General features: G+C 58.2%; 2 protein-coding genes and 1 pseudogene. All 3 read left to right on the forward strand.

Annotation, left to right across the window (positions count from 1 at the left end):
• The first annotated feature begins 23 nt into the window (after window positions 1-23).
• The gene (locus IBX51_RS14970; RefSeq protein ID WP_291832128.1) at window positions 24-827 is read left to right on the forward strand and encodes a mannosyl-3-phosphoglycerate phosphatase; all 804 of its coding nucleotides are present in this window, start codon (window positions 24-26) and stop codon (window positions 825-827) included.
• 13 nt (window positions 828-840) lie between these two features.
• A complete protein-coding gene (locus IBX51_RS14975) occupies window positions 841-2,064 on the forward strand; it encodes a glycosyl transferase (protein WP_291832127.1) in 1,224 nt (407 codons plus the stop codon).
• Window positions 2,061-2,402, forward strand: a pseudogene (locus tag IBX51_RS14980) (alpha-amylase); the annotation flags it as partial. The gene IBX51_RS14975 and the pseudogene IBX51_RS14980, both read left to right, overlap by 4 nt.

Genomic DNA, 2,402 nt, shown 5'->3' on the forward strand with positions numbered 1-2,402 from the left:
AGATTGCAGAGCGGGATGGGGAAATGCAACCACACTTGATTGTTTTTACGGATCTGGATGGCACGTTGCTGGATCATCACAGTTACAGCTGGCGGGCGGCGAAGCCGGCGATGGCGCGGCTAGGGGCTAACGGTATTCCGTTGCTTCTTAACTCGAGTAAAACCGCGGCTGAGATCCGTGAGCTGCAAAACATGATGGGCTTGCGGGCGCCGTTTATTGCGGAGAACGGCGCGGCGGTGGTGATTCCTTCCGGTTGTTTAGGCAATGCCGAGGAGGAGGTGGTCCATGTTGGTACATCTTATGACGAGGTTGTTCGCACTCTTTTGGTGCAGCGCGAGTCTGGTGCACAGTTTCGGAGCTTTGATGACCTGTCTGCGGCAGAGGTGGCCGCGCTTACCCGGTTGACGGTAGCAGAGGCGGCCCGCGCCAAACAGCGCCTGGCGACGGTGCCGTTGAAGTGGGACGGCACCGAGGCAGAACTGGCGCAATTTCGCGCTGCACTTGAGCTTGAGGGCTTGCGGTTGGTGCAGGGCGGGCGCTTTTGGCATGCCATGGGCGCCTTCGACAAGGCAGAGGGGGCCCGGTTCTTGCTGAGGCGTTATCAGGAGCACTATGGCGATGAGCCCATTGTGACGATTGCTTTGGGTGACAGTCCCAACGATCAGCGCCTGCTAGAATCCGCCGACGTACCGGTGGTGATTCGCGGGGTGAACAGTGATCAGGTTCAGTTGCCGTCGTCCCGGCACGCCATGCGCTCCATCAAGCCCGGCCCCGAGGGTTGGAATGAATGCGTGCTCAACCTTCTCTTTGAGTACGGCTACCAGTAAAGGAGGAGCCGCCATGGGCGACTTTTACCAGAATGGCATTATCACCACCCTGCACAACCTTGTGCGCCGCCCCGTGGAAGACATCGAAGCGGACCTGATGAGCTTTCGTAAAGCCCGGCCTATGTCTTTGGTATTGCCGTCGCTGTACTCGGAGCTGGAAGGGCCTGCGCTTAAAAACATCGTTCAGGAGCTGACCAAGGTGCCCTACCTGGATGAAATCGTGATCGGCCTGGACCGTGCCGATGAAGCACAATATCGCCATGCCCTGGAGTATTTTTCCGAGCTGCCGCAGCCGTTCAAGGTGCTCTGGAACGATGGCCCCCGGTTGCGGGCACTGGATATGAAATTGCGGGAGCAGGGTCTGGCTCCGACCGAGATGGGTAAGGGCCGCAATGTCTGGTACTGCTTCGGTTACGTGCTGGCCTCGGGTGTGAGCAAATCCGTGGCCTTGCACGATTGCGACATCCTGACTTATTCCAGGGACTTGCTTGCGCGCCTGATCTACCCGGTGGCCAACCCCGGTTTCAACTACATGTTCTGCAAAGGCTACTACGCCCGGGTGGCGGACGGCAGCATGAATGGCCGAGTCAGCCGCCTGCTCGTCACGCCGCTGATTCGCGCACTTAAAAAAGTCTGTGGCCCGAACGATTTTCTGGATTACCTGGACAGCTATCGCTACCCGCTGGCGGGTGAGTTCTCTTTCCGTACCGATGTGATCAACGATCTGCGCATTCCCAGCGATTGGGGCCTGGAAATTGGCGTCTTGTCTGAAATGAAGCGCAACTACGCCACCAACCGCTTGTGCCAGGTGGATGTGGCGGATGTCTATGACCACAAGCATCAGGACCTGTCACCGGAAGACGCCAGCCGAGGCCTGTCCAAGATGAGTGTGGACATCTCCAAGGCGCTGTTTCGCAAGCTGGCCACCAACGGTGAGATTTTCTCCAATGAGAAGTTCCGCACCATCAAGGCGAGTTACTTCCGCATTGCGCTGGATTTTGTGGAGACCTATCAGAACGATGCGATCATCAATGGGCTGAATTTCGACCGTCATAAGGAGGAAAAAGCGGTGGAGCTGTTCGCTCAGAATGTGATGAGCGCCGGCGCGCATTTCCTCGACAACCCCATGGACACGCCGTTCATTCCCAGCTGGAACCGTGTGACCAGCGCCATTCCGGATATCCGGGAGCAGTTGCTGGAGGCGGTGGAGCTGGATAACCAGGAGTTCCGGCCGTGAGCCAGACTCTGGACAGCAAACTGGTGGCGATGCTGGAAGTGGTTTACCCGCCGGTGGACTGCGCCTTTGTGGCAGAGCAGTTGATGGATGCGATGGCACTGGCGCGGGATGCCGAGGCGCCCCCGGCGCACCAGAACCATTGGGACCAATCGGACATTGTGTTGATCACCTACGCCGATACCGTTCAGCAGCCGGATGACAAGCCGCTGGTGACGCTCAAGCGCTTTCTGGACGACTGCCTGCGGGACGTCATCAGCGCCGTGCATATTCTGCCGTTCTTCCCTTACAGCTCGGACGACGGCTTTTCGGTGATGGATTACCTGGCGGTAAATGAGTCT

It is taken from the genome of Marinobacter sp. (assembly GCF_014859525.1).
Lineage (GTDB): Bacteria > Pseudomonadota > Gammaproteobacteria > Pseudomonadales > Oleiphilaceae > Marinobacter.